At 72.2% G+C, this 20,272-nt stretch carries 24 protein-coding genes; 14 read left to right on the top strand and 10 right to left on the bottom strand.

The window, feature by feature from the left end:
* Positions 1 to 81: 81 nt before the first annotated feature.
* A complete protein-coding gene (locus ACFSJS_RS13035) occupies positions 82 to 657 on the bottom strand; it encodes a MarR family winged helix-turn-helix transcriptional regulator (RefSeq protein ID WP_380899635.1) in 576 nt (191 codons plus the stop codon).
* Positions 658 to 896: 239 nt separating this feature from the next.
* Between ACFSJS_RS13035 and ilvA the strand changes: the two genes are divergently transcribed.
* The 3 genes from ilvA to ACFSJS_RS13020 all read left to right on the top strand — a co-directional run bounded on the left by ilvA (position 897) and on the right by ACFSJS_RS13020 (position 4,239).
* Entirely contained in the window at positions 897 to 2,141 is a 1,245-nt protein-coding gene (gene ilvA / locus ACFSJS_RS13030; protein ID WP_380899633.1) for a threonine ammonia-lyase, read from the top strand.
* A gap of 212 nt (positions 2,142 to 2,353) precedes the next feature.
* Entirely contained in the window at positions 2,354 to 3,379 is a 1,026-nt protein-coding gene (locus ACFSJS_RS13025; RefSeq protein WP_380899631.1) for an ATP-binding cassette domain-containing protein, read from the top strand.
* Positions 3,376 to 4,239: an ABC transporter permease gene (locus ACFSJS_RS13020; RefSeq protein ID WP_380899629.1), complete on the top strand. Its 864-nt coding sequence runs from the start codon at positions 3,376 to 3,378 to the stop codon at positions 4,237 to 4,239. The genes ACFSJS_RS13025 and ACFSJS_RS13020 overlap by 4 nt, the downstream gene beginning before the upstream one ends.
* An 87-nt stretch (positions 4,240 to 4,326) precedes the next feature.
* Here ACFSJS_RS13020 and greA read toward each other — a convergent pair whose 3' ends face one another.
* Entirely contained in the window at positions 4,327 to 4,824 is a 498-nt protein-coding gene (gene greA, locus ACFSJS_RS13015; protein ID WP_380899627.1) for a transcription elongation factor GreA, read from the bottom strand.
* Between the two features lie 140 nt (positions 4,825 to 4,964).
* The gene (locus tag ACFSJS_RS13010) at positions 4,965 to 5,393 is read right to left on the bottom strand and encodes a DUF4307 domain-containing protein (protein ID WP_380899625.1); all 429 of its coding nucleotides are present in this window, start codon (positions 5,391 to 5,393) and stop codon (positions 4,965 to 4,967) included.
* Positions 5,394 to 5,490: 97 nt separating this feature from the next.
* Here ACFSJS_RS13010 and mca point away from each other — a divergent pair, with 97 nt between their 5' ends.
* Together mca and ACFSJS_RS13000 are read left to right on the top strand one after the other, a co-directional pair.
* Positions 5,491 to 6,363: a mycothiol conjugate amidase Mca gene (gene mca / locus ACFSJS_RS13005; protein WP_380899623.1), complete on the top strand. Its 873-nt coding sequence runs from the start codon at positions 5,491 to 5,493 to the stop codon at positions 6,361 to 6,363.
* A gap of 4 nt (positions 6,364 to 6,367) precedes the next feature.
* The gene (locus ACFSJS_RS13000) at positions 6,368 to 6,583 is read left to right on the top strand and encodes a hypothetical protein (RefSeq protein WP_380899621.1); all 216 of its coding nucleotides are present in this window, start codon (positions 6,368 to 6,370) and stop codon (positions 6,581 to 6,583) included.
* Positions 6,584 to 6,706: 123 nt separating this feature from the next.
* On the opposite strand, the gene secD is transcribed toward ACFSJS_RS13000, so the two are convergent.
* The 3 genes from secD to ACFSJS_RS12985 all read right to left on the bottom strand — a co-directional run bounded on the left by secD (position 6,707) and on the right by ACFSJS_RS12985 (position 11,108).
* On the bottom strand, positions 6,707 to 9,058 hold the full coding sequence (gene secD, locus ACFSJS_RS12995) for a protein translocase subunit SecD (RefSeq protein ID WP_380899619.1): 2,352 nt from the start codon (positions 9,056 to 9,058) through the stop codon (positions 6,707 to 6,709).
* Positions 9,059 to 9,182: 124 nt separating this feature from the next.
* Positions 9,183 to 9,629, bottom strand: a complete 447-nt coding sequence (locus tag ACFSJS_RS12990) for a hypothetical protein (RefSeq protein WP_380899617.1) — start codon at positions 9,627 to 9,629, stop codon at positions 9,183 to 9,185.
* Between the two features lie 312 nt (positions 9,630 to 9,941).
* On the bottom strand, positions 9,942 to 11,108 hold the full coding sequence (locus ACFSJS_RS12985; RefSeq protein ID WP_380899615.1) for a cystathionine gamma-synthase: 1,167 nt from the start codon (positions 11,106 to 11,108) through the stop codon (positions 9,942 to 9,944).
* Positions 11,109 to 11,146: 38 nt separating this feature from the next.
* Here ACFSJS_RS12985 and ACFSJS_RS12980 point away from each other — a divergent pair, with 38 nt between their 5' ends.
* From ACFSJS_RS12980 to ACFSJS_RS12960, 5 genes are all read left to right on the top strand, one after another.
* A complete protein-coding gene (locus tag ACFSJS_RS12980; protein ID WP_380899613.1) occupies positions 11,147 to 12,367 on the top strand; it encodes a hypothetical protein in 1,221 nt (406 codons plus the stop codon).
* A gap of 72 nt (positions 12,368 to 12,439) precedes the next feature.
* Positions 12,440 to 13,102: a peptide-methionine (S)-S-oxide reductase MsrA gene (msrA, locus tag ACFSJS_RS12975; protein WP_380899705.1), complete on the top strand. Its 663-nt coding sequence runs from the start codon at positions 12,440 to 12,442 to the stop codon at positions 13,100 to 13,102.
* Positions 13,103 to 13,208: 106 nt separating this feature from the next.
* Positions 13,209 to 13,565: a DUF6247 family protein gene (locus tag ACFSJS_RS12970; RefSeq protein WP_380899611.1), complete on the top strand. Its 357-nt coding sequence runs from the start codon at positions 13,209 to 13,211 to the stop codon at positions 13,563 to 13,565.
* Entirely contained in the window at positions 13,562 to 13,834 is a 273-nt protein-coding gene (locus ACFSJS_RS12965; protein ID WP_380899609.1) for a hypothetical protein, read from the top strand. Before ACFSJS_RS12970 ends, ACFSJS_RS12965 begins: the two co-directional genes overlap by 4 nt.
* Before the next feature lie 166 nt (positions 13,835 to 14,000).
* Positions 14,001 to 15,119 (top strand): IS630 family transposase, encoded by a 1,119-nt coding sequence (locus ACFSJS_RS12960; RefSeq protein WP_380899607.1) that lies wholly within the window; start codon positions 14,001 to 14,003, stop codon positions 15,117 to 15,119.
* Positions 15,120 to 15,179: 60 nt separating this feature from the next.
* On the opposite strand, the gene ACFSJS_RS12955 is transcribed toward ACFSJS_RS12960, so the two are convergent.
* From ACFSJS_RS12955 to ACFSJS_RS12945, 3 genes are all read right to left on the bottom strand, one after another.
* A complete protein-coding gene (locus ACFSJS_RS12955; protein WP_380899605.1) occupies positions 15,180 to 15,812 on the bottom strand; it encodes a DUF6368 family protein in 633 nt (210 codons plus the stop codon).
* A gap of 251 nt (positions 15,813 to 16,063) precedes the next feature.
* Positions 16,064 to 16,534: an NUDIX domain-containing protein gene (locus tag ACFSJS_RS12950; protein ID WP_093852345.1), complete on the bottom strand. Its 471-nt coding sequence runs from the start codon at positions 16,532 to 16,534 to the stop codon at positions 16,064 to 16,066.
* 3 nt (positions 16,535 to 16,537) lie between these two features.
* Positions 16,538 to 17,254: an XRE family transcriptional regulator gene (locus tag ACFSJS_RS12945; RefSeq protein WP_380899703.1), complete on the bottom strand. Its 717-nt coding sequence runs from the start codon at positions 17,252 to 17,254 to the stop codon at positions 16,538 to 16,540.
* Positions 17,255 to 17,398: 144 nt separating this feature from the next.
* Between ACFSJS_RS12945 and ACFSJS_RS12940 the strand changes: the two genes are divergently transcribed.
* The 3 genes from ACFSJS_RS12940 to ACFSJS_RS12930 all read left to right on the top strand — a co-directional run bounded on the left by ACFSJS_RS12940 (position 17,399) and on the right by ACFSJS_RS12930 (position 18,427).
* Positions 17,399 to 17,638, top strand: coding sequence for a hypothetical protein (locus ACFSJS_RS12940; RefSeq protein WP_380899603.1), 240 nt, complete (start codon positions 17,399 to 17,401; stop codon positions 17,636 to 17,638).
* A complete protein-coding gene (locus ACFSJS_RS12935) occupies positions 17,635 to 17,880 on the top strand; it encodes a DUF7848 domain-containing protein (RefSeq protein WP_380899601.1) in 246 nt (81 codons plus the stop codon). Before ACFSJS_RS12940 ends, ACFSJS_RS12935 begins: the two co-directional genes overlap by 4 nt.
* Positions 17,881 to 18,136: 256 nt before the next feature.
* Entirely contained in the window at positions 18,137 to 18,427 is a 291-nt protein-coding gene (locus ACFSJS_RS12930) for a hypothetical protein (protein ID WP_380899599.1), read from the top strand.
* 171 nt (positions 18,428 to 18,598) lie between these two features.
* Here the strand turns inward: ACFSJS_RS12930 and ACFSJS_RS12925 are convergent, their stop codons facing one another.
* Complete coding sequence (locus tag ACFSJS_RS12925) at positions 18,599 to 19,144, bottom strand: GIY-YIG nuclease family protein (protein WP_380899597.1); 546 nt, start codon at positions 19,142 to 19,144, stop codon at positions 18,599 to 18,601.
* Positions 19,145 to 19,513: 369 nt separating this feature from the next.
* Between ACFSJS_RS12925 and ACFSJS_RS12920 the strand changes: the two genes are divergently transcribed.
* On the top strand, positions 19,514 to 20,041 hold the full coding sequence (locus tag ACFSJS_RS12920) for a hypothetical protein (RefSeq protein WP_380899595.1): 528 nt from the start codon (positions 19,514 to 19,516) through the stop codon (positions 20,039 to 20,041).
* Positions 20,042 to 20,272: the final 231 nt, after the last annotated feature.

Below are 20,272 nucleotides of genomic sequence, written 5' to 3'. Positions count from 1 at the left end.
TCCCCGTCCCTTTGCCCGTCCCCGGCCGCCGCGGCGACCGGGGACGGGGGCGGGCGAGCGGGGGCGGCGGACGCCGGGACGTCAGGAGCCGGACGCCTGCAGATCGGAGAGCGCCTGGTTGAAGCGGGTGAGCAGGTCGCAGAAGACGGTCTGCTCCTCCTCGCTCCACTCCCTCGTCAGCAGGGCCATCAGCTCGCGCCGCGAGGCGCGCACCTGCTCCAGGCGCGAGACGCCGCGCGGGGAGAGCTGGAGGACGACCGCGCGGCCGTCGTCGGGGTGCGAGGTCCGTTTGACCAGGCCGGACTCGACCAGCGGCGCGACCTGCCGGGTCACGGTCGAGGAGTCGATCCCCATGCCCGCCGCGAGCGCCTTGACGCCCGTCGGCCCGTCCTGGTCGAGGCGGTTGAGCAGCAGGTAGGCGGCGCGGTCCATGGAGTTGCGGGCCTGTCCGACGCCGCCGAGCCGGGTCTGCTCCGCGCGGCGGGCGAAGAGGGCCACCTGGTGCTGCATGGCGTCGAGGAGGTCTGCCGCGGGTCCCGTCCGGTCCTGGTCGCCGGGGTCCGGGCCGCCGGCTGTGGGGGGCATGCTGGCCTGCACGCTTGCGTCGCTCGTTTCGTCGTGGGGGTGGGCGGTCGTCATGTCCGGGTGCGTGGGCATGGCCGGTTGCTCGCTTCTTCGAAGTACGGGGTACGACGGGCTGAGGGTTTGCCACAGAGTACGCGCCCGGGGCCCACCGCGTACCGGTGCCGGACGAATAGACCGGACCTGCCGCGAGCAGCCCTGCGGACCCTCTCGTTCCGGTCGCGGCCGGCCGTCCGCGGCCGGGCGGGCGGGGGGCGGGGCGGCGGCGCGGTCCGCGCGGCACGGTCCCGGGGCCGTGCTGTCAGACTGGCGGCATGGTCGCCAGTACTGCCGAGCACGACGCCTCCGACGGCGTGTCCGTGCCCACCCTCGACGACGTCCGGGCCGCCCAGAAGACGCTCTCCGGGGTGGCCCGGACGACCGCGCTGGAGGGCAGCCGCCACCTCAGCGAGATGGTCGGCTCGCCGGTCCACCTCAAGTGCGAGAACCTCCAGCGCACCGGGTCGTTCAAGGTCCGCGGCGCCTATGTGCGGATCGCCGCGATGCCCCCCGGGGAGCGCGCCCGCGGCGTGGTCGCGGCCAGCGCGGGCAACCACGCGCAGGGCGTCGCGCTGGCCGCCTCCCTGCTGGGGGTGCGCTCGACGGTCTTCATGCCGGTGGGCGCGCCGCTGCCGAAGGTGGCCGCGACCCGCGACTACGGCGCCCGGGTGCGGCTGCACGGGCAGGTGGTGGACGAGACGCTGCGGGCGGCGCAGGAGTACGCGGCCGAGACGGGCGCGGTGTTCATCCACCCCTTCGACCACCCCGACGTCGTCGCCGGCCAGGGCACGGTCGGGCTGGAGATCCTGGAGCAGTGCCCGGAGGTGCGCACGATCGTCGTCGGCATCGGCGGCGGCGGACTGGCGGCCGGGCTGGCGCTGGCGGTGAAGTCGCTGCGCCCGGACGTGCGGGTGGTGGGGGTGCAGGCCGAGGGCGCGGCCGCGTACCCGCCCTCGCTGGCCGCCGGGCGCCCGGTGGCGCTGGAGTCGGTCTCGACGATGGCGGACGGCATCATGGTCGGCCGCCCGGGCGACGTGCCGTTCAAAATCGTTGGCGCACTGGTGGACGAGGTCCGTACGGTGTCCGAGGACGCGCTCTCCAGCGCTCTGCTGCTCTGCCTGGAGCGGGCCAAGCTCGTCGTGGAGCCGGCCGGCGCCAGTCCGGTGGCGGCGCTGCTGTCCGATCCGGCCGCCTTCGAGGGGCCGGTGGTGGCCGTGCTCTCCGGCGGCAACGTCGATCCCCTGGTGCTCCAGCGGACGCTGCGGCACGGCATGGCGGCCGCCGGCCGCTACCTGTCGCTGCGGCTGCGCCTGACGGACCGTCCGGGGGCGCTGGCCGCGCTCCTGAGGGAGCTGTCGGTGGCGGACGCCAACGTCCTCGACGTGAGCCACGTACGGACCGATCCCCGGCTCGGACTCACCGAGGCGGAGGTGGACCTGCACCTGGAGACCAAGGGTCCGCAGCACTGCGCGGAGGTCAAGGCGTCGCTCGTCAGGGCCGGCTACACGGTGATCGGCTGAGGTCGCGGAGACGGCGGGCGGGCGGGGCGCGGACCGGCGGACGACGCGCACAACCTCCGTGCACCGCACGGTGATTGACGCGATATATCGCGTTGCTGCATAGTACTGACCCACACCGTGCCCGCGGTGTGTCCACGGGCTCCTCCACCCCGGGGGCGCCCGGCGCGGGCACACCCTCCTTCCCGACCACCCACACCCATGGGAGAGCCTCCATGCCAGGTGCCATCTACGCCGAGGGGCTGGTCAAGACCTTCGGTGACGTCCGGGCTCTGGACGGTGTCGACCTCGACGTCCCCGAGGGCACCGTGCTGGGCCTGCTGGGGCCCAACGGCGCCGGCAAGACGACCACCGTCCGCGTGCTGACGACCCTGCTGCGGCCCGACAGCGGCCGTGCGGTCGTGGCGGGGATCGACGTCCTCGCCCAGCCCCACGAGGTGCGCCGCTCCATCGGGCTGTCGGGGCAGTTCGCCGCCGTCGACGAGTACCTGACCGGCCGCGAGAACCTCCAGATGGTCGGCCGCCTCTACCAGATGTCCGCGCGCGACGCGAAGCGGCGGGCGGACGAGCTGCTGGAGCGGTTCGACCTCACCGGGGCGGCCGACCGGACGGCCAAGACGTACTCGGGCGGCATGCGCCGCCGGCTCGACCTCGCCGCCGCGCTGGTGGTCAGCCCGCCCGTGATGTTCATGGACGAGCCGACCACCGGCCTGGACCCCCGCAACCGCCAGGCGCTGTGGGAGGTCATCGAGGAGCTGGTCGCCGGCGGCACCACGCTCCTGCTGACCACCCAGTACCTGGAGGAGGCCGACCGCCTCGCCCACGACATCGCCGTGGTCGACCACGGCCGGGTCATCGCCCGCGGCACCTCCGACGCCCTCAAGGCCCGGATCGGCGGCGAGCGCATCGAGGTGGTCGTGCACGAGCGCGACCGGATCGCCACCGCCGAGGAGGTCCTGCGCGGACTGGGCCGGGGGGCCGTCGCCGTCGAGGAGCACACCCGCAAGCTGACCGTTCCGGTCGTCGGCGGGGCCAAGCTGCTCGCCGAGGCCATCCGGGAGCTGGACTCCCGGGGCGTGGAGCTCGACGACGTCGGCCTGCGCCGCCCCACCCTGGACGACGTGTTCATCTCGCTGACCGGCCACGCCGCCGAGGGCGGCGGCCCCGGCGGGGACGGCGGGGACGCCCCGGCCGGCGCACGGACCGGCGAGACCGCCGGACGGAAGGAGAACGCCAAGTGAGCACCGCCACCAAAGTGCCGTCCGGCACCACCGCGCCCCGCTCGGGCGGCGGCGGGATCCGCCAGTCCCTGACGGACTCGCTGATCATCGCCAAGCGCAACCTGCTCAGGATGCTGCGGATCCCCGAAATGGTGATCTTCGGCCTGATCCAGCCGATCATGTTCGTGGTGCTGTTCAGCTACGTCTTCGGCGGATCGATCAACATCCCCGGCGCCGGCCTGGACGCGGACGCCTACCGGGAGTTCCTGATGGCGGGCATCTTCGCCCAGACGGTCACCTTCGCCACGGCCGGCGCCGGCGCGGGCATCGCCGAGGACATGCACAAGGGCCTCATCGACCGCTTCCGCTCCCTGCCGATGGCACGCGGCGCGGTGCTGACCGGCCGCACCCTGGCCGACCTCGTCCAGACCGCGCTGACCCTGGTGGTGCTGGCGGTCGTGGCGCTGCTCGTCGGGTGGCGGGCCCACGAGGGCGTGGTCAAGGCGCTGGCGGGCTTCGGGCTGCTGCTCCTGCTGGGCTACGCCTTCACCTGGATCGGCGCGCTGATCGGACTGTCGGTGCGCACTCCGGAGGCGGCCACCTCCGGCGGGCTGATCTGGCTGTTCCCGCTGACCTTCATCTCGATCGCCTTCGTGCCGTCCGAGAACATGCCGTCGTTCCTGCAGCACGTGGCGGAGTGGAACCCGTTCAGCGCGACCGTCCTGGCGGCGCGCGAGCTCTTCGGGAACCTCCCGGAGGGCTACCGGGCGCCCGACGCCTGGCCCATGCAGAACCCGGCCCTGGCCTCGCTGCTGTGGTCCGTGGTGATCATCGCGGTCTTCCGGACGCTGGCGGTGCGCAAGTACCGCTCGGCGGCCTGACCGGGGCCCCGGCCGAAACGGCCCCCGGCCGCCGCGGGAGCGAAGTCCCGCGGCGGCCGGGGGCCGCGCCGTGCGCCGCGCCGCGGCTCAGCCCCGGTACGGCTTGGCCGCCACGATCCGGACCATCGCCGTCTTGCCGTTGGGCAGCTCGTACTGCGCGTCGTCGCCGACCTTCTTGCCGTTCACACCGGTGCCCAGCGGAGACTGCGGGGAGTAGGTCTCGATGTCCGAGCTCGCGTACTCACGGGAGGCGAGGAGGAACGTGAGCGTGTCGTCCTCGTCACCGTCGAAGGCGACGGTGACCACCATGCCGGGCTCGACCACGCCGTCGTCCGCCGGGGCCTCGCCCACCTTGGCGTTCTCCAGCAACTGGGTGAGCTGGCGTACCCTCAGCTCCTGCTTGCCCTGCTCCTCCTTGGCCGCGTGGTAACCGCCGTTCTCACGGAGGTCGCCCTCCTCGCGGGCCGCCTCGATCTTCTTCGCGATCTCGACGCGGGCAGGACCCGACAGGTACTCCAGCTCGGCCTTGAGCTGGTCGTACGCCTCCTGGGTGAGCCAGGTGACGTTGTCGCTGGTCTGGGTCACAGGTGCTCCTCGTAGGTGCTCTCGGATATAAAGCAACGCCCTACCCGAAGGGTGCGCCTTCACGGGTGGGCGAAACCACGAGCCTAACAATTCCGGCGGAAAAGGGAAGAAGACAAAGCCGCCGGGGCCCGGGGCGGCCGTCAGTGCCCGTCCGCCGCCGTACAGCCGACCAGCCGGGCGGTGGTGGCGCGCCGGGTGGTGCGCACGGTGACGACCTCGTCGATCCGGCTGTGCGGCTGCTCGAAGGCGAAGTCGGCGCGTCCGACCCCTCCGCCGTCCTCCGCGAGCGTGCTCACGGTGCACACGCCCGTGACGTCCGCGTCCTTGCGGACCTCCAGGTGGACGGCGACCTCCCGGTCCGAGACGACGTCGAACTTGATCAGCTCCGCGCTGACCTGCGTCCCGCCGACGTAGGAGACCCCGAACCAGCCGATCACCGCCAGGAACGCCACACCCAGTACCGAGCCGATCACCGTCAGACGCCGGTTCGTGCGGGCGTCACCGGAACGCCCGTACCGCCCCGGGGGCGGCGCGCCGCTCGGGGAGGGCGCCGGAGTCGCCTCGGTCATGGGGTCACGTCCTGTCGGTCCTGTTGGGAATACAAGCGGATGCCGGTTCGGTCACTATAGAAGCCGTCTCCCGTGACCACGCAACGAGGATCGAGCCTTGACTGAACAGCTCAGACTGATGGCCGTGCACGCGCACCCCGACGACGAGTCGAGCAAGGGCGCGGCGACCATGGCGAAGTACGTGTCCGAGGGGGTGGACGTGCTGGTCGTGACCTGCACGGGAGGGGAGCGCGGCTCCATCCTCAACCCCAAGCTCCAGGGCGATGCCTACATCGAGGAGCACATCCACGAGGTCCGGGCCAAGGAGATGGCCGAGGCCCGCCAGATCCTGGGCGTGAAGCAGGAGTGGCTGGGGTTCGTCGACTCCGGCCTGCCCGAGGGCGACCCGCTGCCGCCGCTGCCGGAGGGCTGCTTCGCCCTCCAGGACGTGGACGAGGCCGCCGGGCGCCTGGTGCGGCTGATCCGCTCCTTCCGTCCGCAGGTGATCACCACCTACGACGAGAACGGCGGCTACCCGCACCCGGACCACATCATGACCCACAAGATCACGATGGTGGCCTTCGACGCCGCGGGGGACCCCGAGCGCTACCCGGAGGCGGGCGAGCCCTGGCAGCCGCTGAAGCTCTACTACAACCAGGGCTTCAACCGCCCCCGGACCCTCGCCCTGCACGAGGCGATGCTGGAGCGCGGCCTGGAGTCGCCCTACGGCGAGTGGCTCAAGCGCTGGGAGGAGTTCCAGCGGCCCGAGCGCACGCTGACGACGTACGTGCCCTGCGCCGACTTCTTCGAGGTCCGGGACAAGGCGCTGATCGCCCACGCCACCCAGATCGACCCGGACGGCGGCTGGTTCAAGGTGCCGCTGGAGGTCCAGCGGGAGGTCTGGCCGACGGAGGAGTACGAGCTGGCCAAGTCCCTGGTGGAGACCTCCCTCCCCGAGGACGACCTCTTCGCGGGCATCCGCGACAATTGATGCCATGAGCCCGACCACCGCCCTCGCCCACGCCCACACCTCCGGCCTCGTCGACCTCGCCAAGGAGTTCGACGAGACCAAGGTCTCCCCCGGGATCCTCGGCTTCCTCGTCTTCGCCGCGCTGGGGCTGGCCGTCTGGATGCTGCTGAAGTCGATGAACCGCCACATCGGGAAGGTCGACTTCGACGACCGCGCCGAAGGGGGCGCGAAGCGGCCCTGAGGCCCCGACCCCGGGCGGGCTCCCCCGCCGGCCCGCCGCACGGCTCCGCGCGGCCCGGCCGCCCGCCGTTCCGCCCCCGAGGGAGCGGCGGCGGGCGGCCGGGCCGCGCACGCGCTCAGCCCCTCACACCTGGGCGCCGGTGTCCCCGCGCCGTCCGCCGCGCGGGCGGTCGGCGCGCGCGGCCGCGGCCGCGGCGTAGGACTTCGACGAGGACGGGCGGGGCGGCGGCGCGCTGCTGCGGGCCTCCAGCTCGATGGCGACGGGCGTCGCGGTGAACATCGAGGACCAGGTGCCCACGGTGATGCCGACCAGCAGCGCCAGGGCGAAGTCGGTCAGGCTGTCGCCGCCGAGGAGGGCGAGCGCGGCCAGGATGAACAGCGCCCCCAAGCCGGTGTTCACGGTGCGCGGCACGGTCTGGACGATCGCGGTGTTGGCCACCGTCGGGAAGGGCATCTTCCGGTTGGCCCCCCACAGCTCCCTCACCCGGTCGAAGACCACCACCGAGTCGTTGACCGAGTAGCCGATCACGGTGAGCAGGGCCGCCAGGAAGACCCCGTCGATCGGCTTGCCCAGCCAGGCGAAGACGCCGACGAGGATCAGCACGTCGTGGGCCATCGCCACGACCGCCGCCGCGCCGAACGTCCAGCGGAACCGGATGGCCAGGTAGAGCATCTGGGCGGCCAGGGCGATGCCGAGGGCGATCAGGGCGCCCCGGCGCAGCTCGTCGCCGAGGCTGGGGCCGATCAGCTCGTCGCGGATCTTCTCCGTCTCCCCACCGACCTCCTCGACGGTCTCCTGCACCTCGGCCGCCTGGGCGTTGGACAGCTCGTCGACGCGCACCGAGACGTCGTCCTCGCCCGAGGACTGGACGACGGCGCGGGGGAAGCCGGCGTCGGCCAGCGCCGAGCGGACCTCCTCCGGGTCGACGGGCCGGGCCGTGGAGTACTCGATCAGCCGGCCGCCGGTGAACTCCACCCCGAAGTCCAGGCCCCTGACCGCGATGCCCGAGCCGGCCAGCACCACGGCGGCGGCGGAGACCGCCAGCCAGCGCCGCCCGTGCCGCATCAGGTCCGGCTGCCGCCGGGCGAGCCACTCGCGCACCCGGCCCTCGCGGGAGATGCCGGTGACGGCCGGGCGCGTGCGGACCGCGCGCCGGGAGACGGCGAACTCCACCAGCACCCGGGTGATGATCAGGGCGCTGATCATCGAGGCCAGCACACCGATGGAGAGCGTCACACCGAATCCGCGCACCGGTCCGGAGGCGAAGAAGAACAGCAGGCCGGCGGCGAGCAGCGTGGTGATGTTGGAGTCGGCGATGGCGCTGAAGGCGTTGCGGAAGCCCTCGGTCGCGGCGGTGCGCAGACTCCGCGCGCCCTTGCCGCGGCGGGCGGCGTACTCCTCGCGGGCCCGTTCGAAGACCAGCACGTTGGCGTCCACGGCCATGCCGATCGCCAGGACGAAACCGGCCAGGCCCGGCAGGGTGAGGGTGGCGCCCAGAGCGATCAGCGCCGCGTAGGAGATGAGCCCGTAGCAGACCAGGGCCACGGCGGCGAGACCGCCCAGGAGCCGGTAGACGACGATGATGAAGAGCGCGGTCAGCGCCGTGCCGATGACGGCGGCCCGGGCACTGGCGTCGATGGCCTCCTCGCCCAGCGTGGGGCCGACGGTCCGCTGCTCGATGATCTCCACCGGGACCGGCAGGGCGCCCCCGTCGATGAGCAGGGCCAGCTCCTTGGCCTCCTCCTGGGTGAAGCTGCCGGTGATCTGCGTGGAGCCGCCGGTGATGCCGACGTCGCAGGCGACCGAGGGATCGACCTGCGGCGCGGAGATGATCCTGTCGTCCAGGACGATCGCGACCCGACGCTTGGGGTCGCCCGCCGGCGAGCAGGCGGCCTGGCCGGTCAGCTCGGCCCAGGCGCCCTTGCCGCCGCCCCGCAGGTCCACGGTGACGTACCAGCCGCCGCCGGTCTGCTGGTCGATGGCGGCCTCGGCGTTCTCGACCCCCTCGCCGGTCAGCTCGGCCGGGCCCAGCCGCAGCCGCTGCCCGGACTCGTCGGGCAGGACGCGCTCCTCCTCCTGGGGCTTCTCCTCCTTCTCCCCCTTCTCCTGCTTCTCGGCGCCCGCGGCGCCCAGGACGGGGTGGAAGGTGAGCTGCGCGGTGCGGCCGAGCACGTCGGCGGCCTCGCGCGGATCCTGGAGGCCGGGCAGCTCGACGATGATGCGGTTGTCACCGGACCGGGCGATGTTGGGCTCGGCGACGCCGAGCGCGTCGACGCGGCGGCGCAGCACCTCCAGGGTGCGGTCGGTGGCCTCGCGGTCGGCCTGCGTGGTGGGCGAGTCGCGGGTCTCCAGCACGATCTGGGTGCCGCCGCGCAGGTCGAGGCCGAGTCTGGGCGAGGTGGTCACCGTCAGGTACACGGAGACGGCGACGACGGCGAGGGCGAGGAGCGCCCGCACCAGGTTGGCGCGTTTCAAGGGATTCCTCCGGCAGGGCACGCCGCGGCCGGGCACCGGCCGTACGGACGTCGCGCGGTGCGGTCGCGGCGTTGGTCTGTGGGCGTCGCGGCGGTGGCCGCGGTGGCGGGGGGAAACGGCGGTGTCAGCCGCCCGGCCGGAGCGGCGGCGCCCTGCCCTGCTGGAGCGCGGTGTGCCGGAGCCGGACGGCCGGGTCCGGGGGGAGGGCGGACCGGCGGGTGCCCGCGGTGGGGCGCGGCAGGAGGGCGCGCGGCGGCACGGCCGCCCCCGCCGGGTGGAGGGCGTGCCGCTCACCGGTGGCGTCCCGGTGCAGCAGCGGCGTGCGGTCGCATCCGGCCGCGCACGGCGCGCTGACCGCGTGGGGGCCGCCGCGCACGCCGGTGTGGGGAACGGGGTGCGGATGGGGGCGCGGCGAGGCGCCCGCCTGCCCGCCGGGGAGCGCGGGGGCCAGCACGCCGGCCAGGAGGGCCGCCACCGCGAGGAGCGCCCTGGCCGCCCGGCGGTTCCAGGGCGGCGGGGCGGCCGGGGGAGGATCCCGGAACGGGGGCACGGCGGCGGTCCGCTGGACCATGCCGCCTCCTCCCTCGGAGCCCGTGGCCCCCTGCGTTCCCGTGTCCCGGCGCGGCCGCGCACCCGGCGCCGGATGCGGACGGGCCTCGCCCGCACCGCGTACCGGACCGGCTCCGGCCGGTCACGCGGGCCGGACCCGTGGAGCATGGTCGCACGGTGTCCCGCGGCCGTCCCGGCGCTGCCGGACAGTGTTCCGGCGATCCCCCCGCGGGAACACCCCCGGCGGCCGCCTCCAGGTCCGGCCCGCCCCGCCGCGGCCCCGGCGCGCGGACCCCGCCCGCACCGCCCCGGCCGGCGTGCGGGCGGGCCGGGATCAGCCCAGGGCCTGCGTGAGGTCCGCCACGAGGTCGTCGACCGCCTCGATGCCGACCGACAGCCGCACCAGGTCCGAGGGCACCTCCAGGGCCGAACCGGCCGCCGAGGCGTGGGTCATCCGGCCGGGGTGCTCGATCAGGGACTCCACACCGCCCAGCGACTCGCCGAGGATGAACAGCTTCGCCCGGTTGCACACCTCGACCGCCGCCTCCTCACCCCCCGCCACCCGGAAGGAGACCATGCCGCCGAAGCCGCGCATCTGCTTGGCCGCCACCTCGTGCCCGGGGTGGGACTCCAGGCCCGGGTAGTACACCCGGGTGACCTTCGGGTGGGCCTCCAGCAGCTCGGCGATCCGGGCGGCGTTGGCGCAGTGCCGGTCCATCCGCACCGCCAGCGTCTTGATGCCGCGCATCACCAGCCAGGAGTCGAACGGGCCGGCGATGGCGCCCATCGCGTTCTGGTGGAAGGCCAGCTCCTCGCCCAGGGCGGCGTCGGAGGTGACCAGGGCGCCGCCGACCACGTCGGAGTGGCCGCCCATGTACTTCGTGGTGGAGTGGACGACGACGTCCGCGCCGAGCGCCAGCGGCTGCTGGAGGTAGGGGCTGGCGAAGGTGTTGTCGACCACCAGCCGGGCGCCCGCCGTCCGGGCCACGTCGGCGACGGCGGCGATGTCGGTGACGCCCAGCAGCGGGTTGGACGGGGTCTCCACCCACACCGCCTTGGTGCGGGGCCGCAGCGCGGCGCGCACGGCGTCCGGCGCGGAGGAGTCGGCGACCGACCACTCCACGCCCCACCGCTCGGCCACCTTCGCGAAGAGCCGGAAGGTGCCGCCGTAGGCGTCGTTGGGGATGACCACGTGGTCGCCGGGCGTCAGCAGCGTCCGCAGCAGGCAGTCCTCGGCGGCCAGCCCGGAGGCGAAGGCCAGCCCCCGCCGGCCGCCCTCCAGCGCGGCGAGGTTCTCCTCCAGTGCGGTGCGGGTCGGATTGGCGCTGCGGCTGTACTCGTAACCGCCGCGCAGGCCCCCCACCCCGTCCTGCTTGAAGGTGGACACCTGGTGGATCGGCGGCACCACCGCTCCGGTCGCGGCGTCGGGCTCCTGCCCGGCGTGGATGGCGAGGGTCTCGAAGTGCGGCGCCGCATTCTGGGCGGTGTGCTGGTCGCTCATGCCCCCGAGCGTAACGGGCGGGCCGTACCGTGGAGTCCATGGAAGCCCTGCTGTTCCTCATCGCCATCGCCGCCGTCGTCGGCCTGCTGGTCGTGCCCGCGGTCCGCCGCCGCCGGGAGCTGGACGCCGCCGGGGGGCTCGCGGCCCGGGCCGCCGACCCCGACCGCTACGGCTTCGTCCCGCCCGAACGACTCGACGTGCGGCTGCCCGGCCCCGATCCGGAACTGGTCGAGGCGCTGGAGGAGGCGCAGCGGACCCGGGACTGGCAGCCCGTCGCCCGGCTGCTCGCCCTGACCGGCGACGACTGGGAGCTGCGCTGGCAGCGCGTGCAGTCGCTGGCGGGCGCGGCCTCCGTGGAACTGGCGCAGTCGCGCACGGCCCCCGCCCCCGCACAGGGCGGCTCCGGCGTGCCGGAGGGCCGCCCGGGCGCCGCGGGCCTCTCCCTCTCCAAGGCCCCCGCGGACGCCGCCGGCCCGGCCCACCCGGAAGGCGCCCCCGAGGGCGCCCGCTGGCTGCGGGACTGGCGCTCCTCCTCCCCCCGGGACGCCGGCTGCGCCCAGGTGTACGCGCAGTTCCTGGTCTGGCAGGCGCTGGGCGCCGGGCCGGCCGAACGGCGGATCATCCTGGAGGAGGCCCGCGAGGTCGCCCGCGAGGCGATCCGGCTGGCCCCGGCCGACCCCACGGGGTACATCACCGACCTGTTCGCCGCCCGGGTCCTGGGCGTGCGCCGCGCCGACTTCGAGGAGCTGTGGCAGGAGGTGTGCAGGCGGGCCCCGCACCACATGGGCGCGCACCTGGTGGCGCTGCCGTACTGGTCGGCCGGGGGCCACGGCTCCCGGGAGGACGCCTACGCCTTCGCCCAGCGGGCGGCCGGCCAGGCTCCCGAGGGCAGCCTGCTGCCGGCGCTGCCGCTCTTCGCCGTCTACGACCACCTGCCGGAGGCCAACATGGTGCGCGGCCTCTACCGCAGCGCGGTCGTGGAGCAGGCCGTCGAGGGCGCCGGGTACGCCCTCCACCACGCCCCCGCCGGCCATCCCGTCGCCCCGCACGTGCGCCACCTGCTGCTGTGCTTCCTGGTGCGCGCCGAGCGGTACACCGAGGCCCTGGAACAGGTGCGGGCCGTCGATGGTTATGTCGGTGCGCTCCCCTGGGTCGACGGCGCCGACCCGGCGGCGGAGTACGCGGCGTACCGCGCCCTGGCGGTCGCGGGCCACGAGAGCCTGGGCGGCGGCGCGGCCCCCGCTCCGCCGGCGCACTGAAAGCACGCCGAGACGCGACATCCGGCCCGCGCGCCGCGCCGGGCCCGGCCCGCCCCGTGAGGAGAGTTGAGCATGCTGTTCGGCCACCACAGGAAGTCCCTGCCCACCGCGGAGGAGGCGCTCGCGGGCCGCCCGGAGCGCCCGTACACCGTCCCCGAGAGGCACACCGTCCTGGGCACCCCCCTGCTCGGCCCCTACCCCGAGGGCCTGGAGGTCGCCGACTTCGGCCTGGGCTGCTTCTGGGGCGCCGAGCGGAAGTTCTGGCAGACGCCGGGCGTGTGGACGACCCTGGCCGGCTACCAGGGCGGCCACACCGAGAACCCCACATACGAGGAGGTCTGCTCGGGCCTGACCGGGCACGCCGAGGTCGTCCGGGTCGTCTTCGACCCCTCCAAGGTCTCGTACGAGGAGCTGCTGAAGGTCTTCTGGGAGGCCCACGACCCCACCCAGGGCTTCCGGCAGGGCAACGACGTGGGCACCCAGTACCGCTCCGCGGTCTACACCCACTCCCCCGCCCAGCAGGCCGCGGCCGAGGCCTCGCGGCAGGCGTACCAGAAGGTCCTGGAGTCCTCGGGCTACGGGGAGATCACCACCGAGATCCTCCCGGCGGACACCCGGCCCTTCTACCCGGCCGAGCCGTACCACCAGCAGTACCTGGACAAGAACCCGGGCGGCTACTGCGGCATCGGCGGCACGGGCGTGTCCTGCCCGGTGGGCGTGGCCAGGGCGGAGTGACCGATCGGCCCGGCCGCCCGCCGCTGTCACTCGTTCGAAGGACGGCGGGCGGCCCCCGCCGGATACGCTGCCCGCAGTGAGCGGAATCCCGCCCATGGGAGACGCCGTGACCACCTCTGCCGCAGGCCGACCACTCATCCCCCAGCCGCCCGCCACCGTGGCCGCGCTGCGGCAGGCCGTCGCCCAGATCGCACCGGCGGCTCTGCCCGCCTTCACCCGGGAACTGGATCAGGCCGCCGACCAGGCACGGCAGGGCTCCGACCTCGCGCCGCTGCGGCGCTTCGTCGCCCAGTGGGCCGTCTACGTCCACATCCAGCGGCAGCCGCGCCTTGCGGAGCGACTGCGGCAACTGGAGGAACTCGCCGTCACCGGCGACGCCGACCAGGCCCGCAAGGCGGCCTCCGAGATCGGCCGCATCCTGGACGGCGCGCACGCCGCGCTCGCCGCCCCGCCCCAGCGGTGAGCGGCGCATGGCGCGGGGAGTACGACCCGGACGGCGCCCACGTCACCGGCGGCGTACCGGCCGAGATCGTCTCCGAGGTGGAGCGCCTCGCCGGCCGGCTCCCCGAACTGGCCGACGTGGGCGTCGACATCGGCGACATGGGCAACGGGCCGCGTACCGGAGGACTGCGCCGCATGGACGCGGCCGGCGGCTGGTTCTGTTTCCTGGTCTCTCCCAGGGATCACCTGGTCATCGTCGTAAGGATCGTTCCACCCTTCGACCAGCTGTGAGCGGCAGTGTGCAGGCGACCCCAGCCAGCAGCAGTACCTGGACAAGATGCCGGGCGGCTACTGCGGCATCGGCGGCAAGCTAGTGCTATGACCGCATAGGTTCACCGGGTTGGCGGTCGTAGCGGTTGGATGTGCGGTGACATCCGATCCGACCGCTGGAGGCGCGGTGGCCGAGCCCGTCCGTGTGCGCAGACTGACCGATCAGGAGGGTCAGAAGCTGCAGCAGATCGTGCGCCGAGGCAGCGCCAGTTCGGTTCGCTACCGGCGGGCGATGATGCTGCTGGCCTCGGCCGGCGGGAACCGAGTGTCGGTGATCGCCCAGCTGGTGCAGGCCGACGAGGACACCGTCAGGGATGTGATCCACGCGTTCAATGAGAAGGGCCTGGCCTGCCTGGACCCTCAGTGGGCGGGAGGCCGTCCCCGCCGCCTCAGCGATGACGACGAGGACTTCGTCATCGCGACGGCCACTACCCGCCCGGTCAACCTCGGCCAGCCGTTCACCCGCTGGTCGCTGCGCAAGGTGGTCGCCTACCTGCGCAAAGTGCACGGCCGGGTGATCCGCATCGGCCGTGAGGCGTTACGGTGCTTGCTCGCCCGCCGCGGCGTCACCTTCCAGCGCACCAAGACCTGGAAGGAGTCCCCGGACCCCGGACGGGAGGCGAAGCTGGACCGTATCGAGCAGGTCCTGGACCACTTCCCGGACCGGGTCTTCGCCTTCGACGAGTTCGGCCCACTCGGAATCCGGCCCACCGCGGGCTCGGGCTGGGCCGAACAACGGCGTCCCGACCGGCTGCCGGCCACCTGCCACCGCACCCACGGAGTCCGATACTTCCACGGCTGCTACTCGGTGGGCGACGACCGGCTGTGGGGCGTGAACCGGCGAAAGAAGGGAGCCGTGAACACGCTGGCCGCGCTGAGATCGATCCGTGCCGCCCGGCCCGACGGCGCACCGATCTACGTGATCCTGGACAACCTGTCCGCCCACAAGGGCGCCGACATCCGTCGCTGGGCGAAGAAACACAAGGTCGAGCTGTGTTTCACCCCAACCTACGCCTCGTGGGCGAACCCGATCGAAGCGCACTTCGGACCGCTGCGGCGGTTCACCACCGCCAACTCGAACCACCCCAATCACATCGTGCAGACCCGGGCCCTGCACGGCTACCTCCGCCGGCGCAATGCCAATGCCCGCCACCATGACGTCCTGGTTGCCGAACGCAAGGAACGCGCCCGTATCCGAAGCGAGAAAGGCATCCGTTGGGGCGGCCGACCCGCTCTCGCCGCATGATCAGGCGACCGGGCGAACGTTTCAGGTCACAGCACCACGTCCGCAGCGAATCTGTCTGGGCTACTTGACCAGCCGGAAGGCGGGGTGCCCAGCCCAGGCCCGCAGGAACTCCGCCGATCCCAGCGCCATCCAGTCGTCGCCCGCGATCCCCAACACCCCCGGAAAGCCAGCGACGACCGACGCCTGTCCATCCAGCAGCTCGGCTTTGGCCACGCCCCCGATGACGTCCATGACAGCGGCGGTCAGCAGGGCCGTGGTCACGTGGTCGATCTCGCGATTGCAGCCGGCGCTGACATTGACGGCATGGGTCGGTCTGAAGCCGAGGATGGCTTCCACCTCGGGCTCGTCCGCGTGCTCAGCCTCGAAGGTGCTTTCGTCGCCGACGCCCGGCCCCATCAAGTAGACCAGGAAGGGCCGACGCCAGTCCTCGCGCTGCGGATTGAATCCCACCAAGGCTGTGAACTCCTCGTCTGCGGAGGTGTTGCCGAGGAGTGGCAGCGGGAACGGCTTTCGCCAGTCCTTCTCTCGCCTGTCCTCGACGCCCAGTCGCTCTGCGGGCACGTTGACGTCGAAGAACCCGGGCCGCTTCTCGTCGAAGTGGGAGGAGAGCTCCACCATCAACGCGCGGAACTCCCGCAGCGCAGCCGGGGGGAGCGGCTCCGCCAACTCGATCACCAACGTCGGACCAGACATGCTGGGAGCCTAGTTTGATCGGCTCCGCGACCGCTCGCATTGTTCCCACACCGAGTCCAGCCGGTCCGAGCACCGACGCCGCCAACCCGGCGAACCTATGCGGTCAGAGCACTAGATGCTCCGTCCGAGACGAACCGGGGCCGCTCCTGCCCGACCGGCATCGCCCCGGTCGACGGCTGATCCGGCCCTGCCACCCCGGTGCCCCCGGCCTGCTCGCACAGGACCGGGGGCATCGTCGTCTCGCTGGTGGGTCAGCCGAGGTAGGGCCGGTCGCGGTGCTCCAGGAAGTGCCGGAGCCTGAGCCGCTGGGTGTGGTGCATCGGCAGGGAGTCGATCTCTCCGGGCGGGACGAACCGCAGCTCGGTGGACTCGTCCGAGATCGCCGGCTCGCCTCCGGTGACGCGGGCGGTGAAGCAGACGTTGAACTGCCGCCTGACCTCGCCGTCGCTGTAGGCGATGACGTGGCGGGGGTCGGTGTAGGTGCCGACCAGGCCGGTGATCTCCACGTCGAGTCCGGTCTCCTCCTTCACCTCGCGCACGGCCGTGCCCGGCAGGGAGTCGGTCATCTCCATACCGCCGCCGGGCAGGGCCCACAGGTCGTTGTCGCGGCGGCGCTGGAGCAGGATGCGGCCCTCCTCGTCGGTCACGACGGCGGAGGCGGCGACGACCAGACTGTTGGGCTCGGGGGCGTCGGGGTCGTCGTAGTACTCGGTCCGTGCCATGCCTCACTCTTCCCGTACCGGTGTCGCCGTTGCCCAGACGGCGTCGAAGCTCTGCGCGTAGGTGTCGAAGATCCTGCCGCTGTCGTGGCGGCGCAGGTGCCACACGGGTGCCCCGTAGGCGTTGACACCCCACACGTGGGTGTTGACCAACATCTGGTCGTCCGCCCGGTAGAGGGAGTTGTAGAGCGTGGTCCCGTGTGTGCGGATCTCGATGCCCGGCACACCGACCAGGGGCCGGTAGTGCATGAGCGCGAGTCGGCAGCGGGACTCGATGCCGTGGCCGAACTTCTCCTCCCGTCCTCGCTGCTGGACGTTCTCGCTGTCGGCGTCACCGATGGCGATGCGCACACCGCACCCCTCGGCCGCCCGCTCCCGCAGCAGGTCGTTGAGGCGGGGGTACGCCTCGTGCAGGAAGACGGCCGCGTAGACCAGTACGTCGATGTGCTCGCGGGCCCGGGCGAGCATGTCCGTGATCACCGATACGGGAACGTCCGCGCGCTGGTCGTACAGGGCCATCAGTTCGGGACTTATGGCTCGTGCGCTGCGGGCCTGGCGCAAGGCCGGCCAGAGTGCGTGCACGTCTTCTCCTAAGGCTTCGGCAGCCAGCATCGCCGTCATACGGCGCGGGGTGCGGCCGAGATTGACCCACCGCTCAACGGACTTGGGGTCCACCTCCGCCTTCGCCGCGAGAGTGGCGTAGGTCCACCCACCGGCTGCCATGGCGGCTCGTAGTCGCTCGTTCTGCACCGAGTCTCTCCCTGGTTGTGGGGACGTAGCCAGGGACGTTCTACCAACTCCGGGACGTCCCCAAATGGGTTTTGGGGGAGGTATCAACGTCCGTGGTACCGGCGTGATCCTCACTGCATGAGCGACAAGGGAGCCCTCGACGTGGGCACGCTGGCGCTGGACGAACGGACGGGGTGCGTGGGCCGGGTGATGGACCACCTCGGCTCGCACGTACAGCTCAGACCGCCCGGCGGCGGTCTGGAGTGGGACGCGGACCCGGGCCATGTACGGCCCGTCACCCTGAAGGAGCGGCTGACGGCGCGGCTGGCCGAGGTCAACGCCTACAGCAGGAACCCGTACGGCAAGGACGCCCTGTGACGCGCTCGGTCTTCCGCTACATCACGTGGACGATGGCGCCGCACGTCACTGCGGACGCCCCCGAGATGCTGCACGAGCTGGAGTGCTCCTCGTGCCTGGCCTCCTCCGACACGGAAGCGGACTTCAACGAGGCGCGCGCCTGGGCCTTCTCCCACACGGGAAGCCACCCGTCCCACCGTACGTACCGGGAGATCGTCACCCGCAACTGGCGCATGATCCCTGCCGAGGGGGAGTACCTGTGAGGCAGCGCCTGTTCTGTGTGCTGATGGTCGTCTTCTGGGCCGCGGTGGTCATACTGCTGGCGGTAGCCGGCGATCCCTATCCACGCTGACCGGCAAGACATGTGAAGAAGTCGGACCACCCCTCGCCTGGCAGTATCCGGGTGGTCCGGCCCTGGGAGCCCTCGCGGACTCCGGTGCCTGATGGGACCGGGGCCGCCGTCATGCCTGATCGTCGGCGCGAACGGCACGGTGCCCAACCTCATTCGCAGGAAGTTCAGTGCAGCACGACCCGATAGGCCCTGCCTCCGAGAGCGGCGAACTGGACCCGGACGGCTGGCTCTGGGTGCGTGGCGTGGACTACGTGGCGGGCTGGCGAGACGCGACGAATGCGGCGGCCGACCTGGCCGACGCCCTGTCCTCCGCCGGCATCGACACCACCGAGCTGGCAACCCGCGCCGACACGGACGCCGACGGCTCAGGCATCCTCCACCTGCGCCTACCGGCCCCCGTGGCCCAGGAGGTAGCCCGCATGCTGCGAGCAACCGAACGCGTCGACGGCCTGCGGTAGCTACCCCAGGCCGTGTGCTGGCCACCGCTTTACAAGTTCGATCACCGAGCTGCACGTCCTGCCCGGCTCTCGTGTCTGACGGCTCTTGGTCCTCGTACGACCGTCCCGCTTCGCTGCTGTCCGGGGACGTTGATGTCATCTGCTGATGTCAACCGCCCGACTGCCGCCTCCTCAGAAGCCGATGGGCATTTCCCTGGCCCGCTGGCGTGCCTGGGCACGTATCTCGGTGAGTCGGGCGTGGAAGTTGTTGTGCCGGTTCTGGTCGAGATTCAGGGGCAGGTCGAGTCTGGTGATCAGGTCGGACTCCACCATCCACGGCTCCGGGTGCTCCACCCAACACACGCAGGCGTGCTCCGCCATCCACCGGGTGAGTTCGGCTTCCCCGGCCTCGCCGAAGGTCATGCGCCGGCCGCTGCCTACCCGGCGCAGCTCCAGGCCGAGCAGGCAGCCCAGGGTGAGCCGGAGCGTGGAACCCTCCGCGTTGCCCCGGAAGTGGTACCGCACTCGCGTCCGCAGGTTCTGGGTGCTTGTCCGGTTCGCCATGTGCCGCGGGGCGATACCCACGTAGAGGAGCTGTCCGGCGGGTAAGTCCGGGGAGGGAGCCTTCGTGAAGTGCCATCCGTACACGCCGGGGGCAGCGGGTACCGGGCCGGGACGTGCCAGGACCTCGTCTGCCGACCAGAGTCGAGCTGGGCTGGTGAGCGCGGCAGCGTGCATGGGACCTCCCGGAGCCGACGACGTACGCGATCGCACGCTATCCGATAGCGCTGACGGAGCGCCTGGCTTTGGAGGCCTCTTGGCTCCCGGGCGATGTAGCAGGTCACGGCATCACGCACCGTCCATCTTGGGGTGTGTCCACACGTAGTCCACAGCCCTCTGAAGGGGTCCGAGTGGCCTCTTCGTCTCAAATGGGCCTGATGGTGGAGGTTGAGCCCCGTGCGGCATGAGGGCAGGATGAGTGCGAAGCACGGGGCACCTGGGGGCGGGCTGCTGGGCACGGTGCCGCGTGCCTGATCGGCCGGGATTCCCTTGGGGGCGGGCAGCATGGTGCAGCGTGGTTACTGGCGGGAGTCCGATGGCTCTCCCATGAAGGCGGCGGAAGCCCGCGACATCTGGGCTGAAGAGGCGTATTCGCTGCTCATTGACGTCGCACGCACCTATCACGCGGTCATCACCTACAAGGAGCTCGCGGAAAAGGTCCAGAAGACCTCCGGCATCCGCACTTCGGCTCTACTCCACAACTGGATCGGTGCCGTGCTTGGCGTGGTCGTCCGTGAAGCGCACCGCCGTGGTGACCCGCCGCTGACCGCTCTGGTGGTGCACAGCGACGACGGCATGGTGGGCGAGGGGTACAAGGAAGTTCTCCGGGTTGCGGGAGAGCCCCCGCTGGAGGACGTGTTCGAGCGCGAGCATCACGCGGCCGAGGCACGGTTGGCTTGCTACCGCCGTTTCGGCGCGACGCTGCCGCCCGACGGTGGTACGGCGGCACTCGCTCCTCGATTGCAGGCAACCGTTGAGCGCCGGCGCGCACGTGAGGGCGGCCCACCCCCGCAGGTCTGTCTCACCTGCTTCGTTCAACTCCCTGTGACGGGAGTCTGTGACTCGTGCGGCTAACGCCACGTCTTGTGAACAAGTCGGTCCTGCCTTGGACTGTGAAGTAGTTGTTCTGGACATCTTCTAGCAGGCCGGCGAAGGGAGACAACCTGTCGAGGACCTGATCTCTTCCTTGTAAGCCTGGCGCCCCTCGTCAGAACGTCTTCGCTGGTTACATGCGCGGCGGTCCTGATCCTGCCTATGGCCTTCCACTCCGCTACGGACCCAAGTGATCCTGGTTGACCGGCCGTT

The organism is Streptomyces desertarenae (assembly GCF_042681365.1).
Classification (GTDB): domain Bacteria; phylum Actinomycetota; class Actinomycetes; order Streptomycetales; family Streptomycetaceae; genus Streptomyces; species Streptomyces desertarenae.
The sequence above is the reverse complement of the archived record's forward strand: the minus strand, read 5'-3'. Positions and strand labels throughout refer to the sequence as shown.

Excerpts from the sequence above, each read along its gene's own strand:
- ACFSJS_RS12925 (WP_380899597.1), bottom strand. The coding sequence starts at position 19,144 with ATGCACGCTGCCGCGCTCACCAGCCCAGCTCGACTCTGGTCGGCAGAC.
- ACFSJS_RS13025 (WP_380899631.1), top strand. The coding sequence starts at position 2,354 with ATGCCAGGTGCCATCTACGCCGAGGGGCTGGTCAAGACCTTCGGTGAC.
- ACFSJS_RS12920 (WP_380899595.1), top strand. The coding sequence starts at position 19,514 with ATGAAGGCGGCGGAAGCCCGCGACATCTGGGCTGAAGAGGCGTATTCG.
- ACFSJS_RS12990 (WP_380899617.1), bottom strand. The coding sequence starts at position 9,629 with ATGGTCCAGCGGACCGCCGCCGTGCCCCCGTTCCGGGATCCTCCCCCG.
- msrA (WP_380899705.1), top strand. The coding sequence starts at position 12,440 with ATGCTGTTCGGCCACCACAGGAAGTCCCTGCCCACCGCGGAGGAGGCG.
- ACFSJS_RS12985 (WP_380899615.1), bottom strand. The coding sequence starts at position 11,108 with ATGAGCGACCAGCACACCGCCCAGAATGCGGCGCCGCACTTCGAGACC.
- ACFSJS_RS13000 (WP_380899621.1), top strand. The coding sequence starts at position 6,368 with ATGAGCCCGACCACCGCCCTCGCCCACGCCCACACCTCCGGCCTCGTC.
- ilvA (WP_380899633.1), top strand. The coding sequence starts at position 897 with ATGGTCGCCAGTACTGCCGAGCACGACGCCTCCGACGGCGTGTCCGTG.
- ACFSJS_RS13010 (WP_380899625.1), bottom strand. The coding sequence starts at position 5,393 with ATGACCGAGGCGACTCCGGCGCCCTCCCCGAGCGGCGCGCCGCCCCCG.
- ACFSJS_RS12950 (WP_093852345.1), bottom strand. The coding sequence starts at position 16,534 with ATGGCACGGACCGAGTACTACGACGACCCCGACGCCCCCGAGCCCAAC.
- ACFSJS_RS12945 (WP_380899703.1), bottom strand. The coding sequence starts at position 17,254 with ATGGCAGCCGGTGGGTGGACCTACGCCACTCTCGCGGCGAAGGCGGAG.
- ACFSJS_RS12955 (WP_380899605.1), bottom strand. The coding sequence starts at position 15,812 with ATGTCTGGTCCGACGTTGGTGATCGAGTTGGCGGAGCCGCTCCCCCCG.
- ACFSJS_RS12940 (WP_380899603.1), top strand. The coding sequence starts at position 17,399 with ATGAGCGACAAGGGAGCCCTCGACGTGGGCACGCTGGCGCTGGACGAA.
- ACFSJS_RS13035 (WP_380899635.1), bottom strand. The coding sequence starts at position 657 with ATGCCCACGCACCCGGACATGACGACCGCCCACCCCCACGACGAAACG.
- ACFSJS_RS12980 (WP_380899613.1), top strand. The coding sequence starts at position 11,147 with ATGGAAGCCCTGCTGTTCCTCATCGCCATCGCCGCCGTCGTCGGCCTG.